The sequence below is a fragment of the Pedobacter sp. HMWF019 genome, assembly GCF_003061025.1.
Classification (GTDB): Bacteria; Bacteroidota; Bacteroidia; order Sphingobacteriales; family Sphingobacteriaceae; genus Pedobacter.
Map to the genome: position 1 here is coordinate 1 of NZ_QAIL01000281.1, position 4,911 is coordinate 4,911.

Annotated in this window: 4 protein-coding genes; 1 reads left to right on the forward strand and 3 read right to left on the reverse strand. The window is 38.0% G+C overall.

All coding sequences use genetic code 11. The features are described from left to right. On the forward strand, nucleotides 1–764 hold a 764-nt coding region (locus DBR11_RS16230), incomplete at its 5' end, for an AraC family transcriptional regulator (protein ID WP_108553704.1). A gap of 99 nt (nucleotides 765–863) precedes the next feature. Here the strand turns inward: DBR11_RS16230 and DBR11_RS16235 are convergent. The 3 genes from DBR11_RS16235 to DBR11_RS16245 form a co-directional block, all read right to left on the reverse strand. After that, nucleotides 864–1,460: a DUF6624 domain-containing protein gene (locus tag DBR11_RS16235; protein WP_146186556.1), complete on the reverse strand. Its 597-nt coding sequence runs from the start codon at nucleotides 1,458–1,460 to the stop codon at nucleotides 864–866. Nucleotides 1,461–1,632: 172 nt separating this feature from the next. Continuing rightward, nucleotides 1,633–3,411 (reverse strand): DUF885 family protein, encoded by a 1,779-nt coding sequence (locus DBR11_RS16240; RefSeq protein WP_158275303.1) that lies wholly within the window; start codon nucleotides 3,409–3,411, stop codon nucleotides 1,633–1,635. 143 nt (nucleotides 3,412–3,554) lie between these two features. Then, the gene (locus DBR11_RS16245) at nucleotides 3,555–4,355 is read right to left on the reverse strand and encodes a helix-turn-helix domain-containing protein (RefSeq protein WP_108553707.1); all 801 of its coding nucleotides are present in this window, start codon (nucleotides 4,353–4,355) and stop codon (nucleotides 3,555–3,557) included. Nucleotides 4,356–4,911 lie beyond the last annotated feature (556 nt).

Below are 4,911 nucleotides of genomic sequence, written 5' to 3' on the forward strand. Positions count from 1 at the left end.
AAATTGAGCTGGTTTTTGTAAATGGGGGGGCTGGAAAGAGACAAATTGGTAGTCATATATCTTATTATACCGATGGAGATTTGATCTTAATTGGGAGTAACCTTCCGCACTGTGGCTTTACGGATTACAATACAGGCAATAAAACTGAAACGGTAGTCCAAATGAAACCGGATTTCCTTGGTGAAGGATTTCTAGGCTTACAGGAAACCAGATCTATACAAGAGCTTTTTGATAAAGCGAAAGGGGGGATCGCTTTTGGAAAAGAAACTAAAAGGGTTGTTGGAAAGCAGATAGAGAAACTGGAGGGGTTATTGCCTTTTGAAAGACTTTTAGGGCTATTGGCAGTTTTAAAAAATCTTCAAAGTGCTGACGATTATAAAATTTTAAATGCATCTGGGTTTTCACTCGAAATGCAGGTACAGGATAACGTGAGAATTAATATGGTTTTCAACTATGTTAAAGATCATTTCAATACTCAAATCAGTTTAGAAAAAGTAGCGGCTATGTCGAGTATGACTGTACCTTCCTTCTGCAGGTATTTTAAAAAAATCACCAAAAAGACATTTACTGCTTTTGTTAACGAATACCGAGTTGTACATGCTTCAAAACTTTTAGCAGAAAAGCCAACCAGTATCGCTAATATCTGTTACGAAAGTGGATTTAATAATTTTAGTCATTTCAATAAGTCGTTTAAAGAATTTACCGGAAAAAGTGCGTCACAGTATAGAAAAGAACTAAATTCAATAATTTATGAAACTGCTTAGTTTTTTAGAGTATTACAGAAATGTTGGTCCGATCAGCTCTATTTTTGACTATGCGACTTTTGCCATACTGTATTGTAGAAGGCTTGAGGGCTGCAGCGTTTAGAAACTTCGGAAGTTTTTGGTCGTTAATTTATTTTCTTTAATTGCTTTCTCAATCTCAGGCAGGTTCTTTTTATATTCTTCAACATCCCAGGTTAGACTAAAATACTTTGCGTATTCTGCAATTGGCTGCAGCCCCATAGCTTTGCGTCGCTCGTCAACATGATCAGGGTCGGCAATGGGGTAAAAACACATCTTTCCGGTTGATCTGTTTCTAAAGAGCTGGCTACCGTAAGCTTGGGTTTTCCCTTCTCGCATGTTTACGCGATCTTCTAACAAAGCTAAATTACTTGATAAGGTCTTACCGTCTTTTACGGCTGTCCTTATCATCGGTAAATATTTTTGCTGTGTTGCAAGGTTGGCATGCTGGATGACCAGAAATAAGGCATTGCTGCCGTCTATGCCCACATCCTGCGGACCAAGCCATCCATGTTTATCAAGAATTTGCGTTACTTTTATTAAATTCAAGCTATCGGCGATATGGGCCGCATGTACTGCCGAATCAATCCGGGAGGGAGCGGCTTTAGCCTTGGAAAGATCCATCGCTTTGTACCTGCTGCCCTGGTCGGCCTTGTAAATGGTATCCAATACAAGCATTAAGGGTTTATTTAATTTGCTGCTATCAATAGTGAAAGTATTTACCTGTGCGAATGATACAAGATTTAAGAATGCCAGTATAATTATTAAAAAGATTTGTTTCACTTTATTTAGGGTAATTTATTTGTTTAGATCAAATAAAACGATTGATGTTACAGTTAATTGTTGTGAACTAGTTCTTTGCCCAATCAGCCATATACTCGTCAAGGACATCCAAGGGCATGTCGCCCTGTTCAAGCAGGGCTCTGTGAAAGCGGATGAGGCTAAAGTTCTTTCCTAAAGATTGGCTGTACTTGTTACGTAATCGAAGGATTTCCAATTCTCCCACCGTATAACAAAGTGCCTGTCCTGGTATGGCCATATAACGTTCTGCAGATAAAACCGCATCCGCCTCACTTATAGATTCATGTTTCAGCATATAAGCTACAGCCTGTTCTCTGGTCATTTTTCCAGTATGGAGTCCGACATCGCAAACCAATCTAATCGCGCGGTGTATTTCATTATTTAAGGCGCCCATTTGTTGATAAGGATCTGTGTAGCATCCAAGCTGTTTACCTAAAGATTCGACGTATAATCCCCAGCCTTCAGTATAGGCGCTGAAAGAGATATTTTTTCTGAATGAGGGTAATGACCTGTTTTCTTGCTGAAGTGCGATCTGGTAGTGGTGTCCTGGAATCGCTTCATGAATAAATGTTGCCTCCATTCCCAAAAAGGTCACATTGATTTTTGTTGCATCGGGAACCGGAACATAAAAAATGCCAGGTCTTTTGCCGTCTGCAGATCCAATCATATAGGATGGGCCATTCTGCGAGGCTTCGCGAAAGGATTCAACTCTCCTGATTTCAAATTTAGCTTTAGGCTGGATATCGAAGAGTTCGGGCAAATGTGGCTTTATCTTTTCATATACATCTGTATAAGCTTTTAAAACTTCATCCGGACTTTTAAAAGGCATAAATTTCCTGTCAGTTCTCAGGTAAATAAAAAAATCGGCCAAAGAACCTGAAAATCCTATTTGCTGTTTTATTTTTTCCATTTCGGTTGTAATCCGTGCTACCTCGTTCAGCCCCATCTGATAGATTTCTTTGGGAGAATGATTTGTAGTCGTATAGTACCTAACATAGTAATCATACATAGCTCGTCCTGTTGGTATTGCTGATAAGCCATCGCCCTTTGCCGCAACAGGCAGGTAATCTTTTTTGAGAAATACCGCAAGTCGCTGATAGGCGGGAATCAAGTTTTTTTGGAATGCGTAATGGCATTTTTTGGTTAACACAGCACGTTCTTTAAGAGAAAATGTTTTTGGCATATTTCTTATAGGGTTGTAAAAAATACTTTTTGCGCTATCCGTCTCTGCCAACTCCTCCATTTGTGGTATCACTTTAAGCACAAGCGTTTTTGACAAAACAATTCCTTTAGCCATTCCTTTTTTCATATTGGCAATAGCGGTATCTGTATAAGTGCGAAAAGCTATTGTTCTGGCTATCCATTTATGGTAATCGGCAGGGGTTTTAAACGGTTGAGCAGAATTGCCCGATCCCAATTGCCCGATTAATAAGGGAATAGATGAAAATTGCTGTATTGGAAGGTATTCTGTATGATACTGATCTTTCTCTAAATCGGTCTTCAATATGGATTGTAATACTTTGAAAGAGATTCTGTCGGCGGTATTCAGTTTTACTGGATCGAAAGTGCCTAGGAGGGAAAAGTATTTTTTATTAAATCGTGCTTTTTCTGCAGTATAGGTTGATGCACCCTCGTTGGCCAGTTCAGCGTCATAGTTGTGGTTTCCCTGAAAAGTAGCACCTAGTGGATCAAATTTAAGTACTTCTATTGAATACCTTTCAAAGAGTTGATGAAGTGCCTGGTTTCTTGTCTGCCCAAAGGATTCGGTACCAAATAGGAGAGATACGATCGTAGTTAGGATGCCTGTAATTATTTTGTTCTTAGACATGGTAGTTGCTGTTAAATAAAAAACATTTTCATAAGGAACGGTTTCTACATCCATAGAATGAAAGAGAGGTATTCCTTTATGAGGGATAAAAGTACAGGTGATACGGAGTAAAAAATTGTATAGAATTAGCGTATATACCTGCCTTATATTTTTTTATACTGGAAAGGGGTCATACCAGTAAACTGACGAAAAGTTTTTGTAAAATGGGCCTGATCTGTAAAGCCGCACTGATAGGCAATGTCGGTAAGTGAATATTTGTTTTGACGGATAATAGACAATGATCGGTCTATTTTTAGTTTTCGAAAGTATTCTCCCAAGGTGCAGCTAAAATATCGGGAAAAATATTTGGACAAAGTTACAGGATGGATATTCAGATGTTCTGCAAACCTGGAAAGCAGGAGTGGAGTATTCCAGTGGTCATTCAGGACCTCAATAATCTGTTTTGTCCATTCCGGGTAATGTTTTAGTTTTTGATGGTCCTCTGCAAGAAGATTGATGCACAAGAGCTCTGTAGAGGCCTGGCTGTGCATGTCGTTATAGTAATGCTCTTTTAAAATTTTTATTAATCCATCGCTGGCTATTGATTTTTTATTCCAGATCACTTTTGAGTCTTCAGGTATGGTAAGGCCATTCAGGTTAAAGAATTCTTTTTCGAACTCCACATTAAAAATGCGGGTGCCAGCGAGGTAACTTGTATTCTGATGGGGGATACCAGGATAGTAATATAAGCTGCTTCCCTCAGTCTGAATCTCCATAAGATTGGTTCTGATCTCTTTACTTCCGCCAGAAAGAATATGTGAAAAATGCGGGTTTTCATGAAAATGCCAATCTGATGTATGGCCTTGGGGAAATACCGTTTCTGTGGTTATAATATGCCGAAAGGAACTTTCTGAAACCTTTGAACCTACATACCGACCACTTGAAAACTTAATAGGTATTGACATTGGAGCAATTTATGAATTTTATTGGCGAGTCAAAATTACAATTTTATATTGATGCGTATATCCGGTGTAATACAAGAAAAGCAGGCCATAATGACCTGCTTTTCTTGTTGTGGAGCCGAAGGGGGCTCGTTTGGAGAGTTGTTAACTATTTTAACCTACCTTGAAAACTTAAAAATTAATATGTAATTAATTGATTTTTAGTGTTTTGTTGTTTGTTTTTTAATTGCTGGTTGCATTTTTTTTCGAACTTGTATTTTTTAAGTACGCGACTTTATATGTCTAATTTTCTTTTTTTTGAGAGAAATGGTCAAAACTATAGCATTTTTGAGTTCACTTGTCGAACACTCAAATATTAGATGTTGAGATCAGTTTTTAATTAAAATTTAATTTTTAGAAATATCTAGAATTTTCTTAATTCCCCATACGTCGGAAATATGGATTGCAACTGGAATACTATTATGTTTAAGAAAATAGGATAATTTAGCACGATGTCGGCCGTCTGAGAAACATATCTTATTGTCATAATTCAAGCTGATCGTGGGTGGGTCAACATAGT

What these genes read in the sequence shown, in the direction of transcription:
- DBR11_RS16235 (WP_146186556.1), bottom strand. Translation starts at nt 1,460, where the DNA reads ATGCTTGTATTGGATACCATTTACAAGGCCGACCAGGGCAGCAGGTAC.
- DBR11_RS16240 (WP_158275303.1), bottom strand. Translation starts at nt 3,411, where the DNA reads ATGTCTAAGAACAAAATAATTACAGGCATCCTAACTACGATCGTATCT.
- DBR11_RS16245 (WP_108553707.1), bottom strand. Translation starts at nt 4,355, where the DNA reads ATGTCAATACCTATTAAGTTTTCAAGTGGTCGGTATGTAGGTTCAAAG.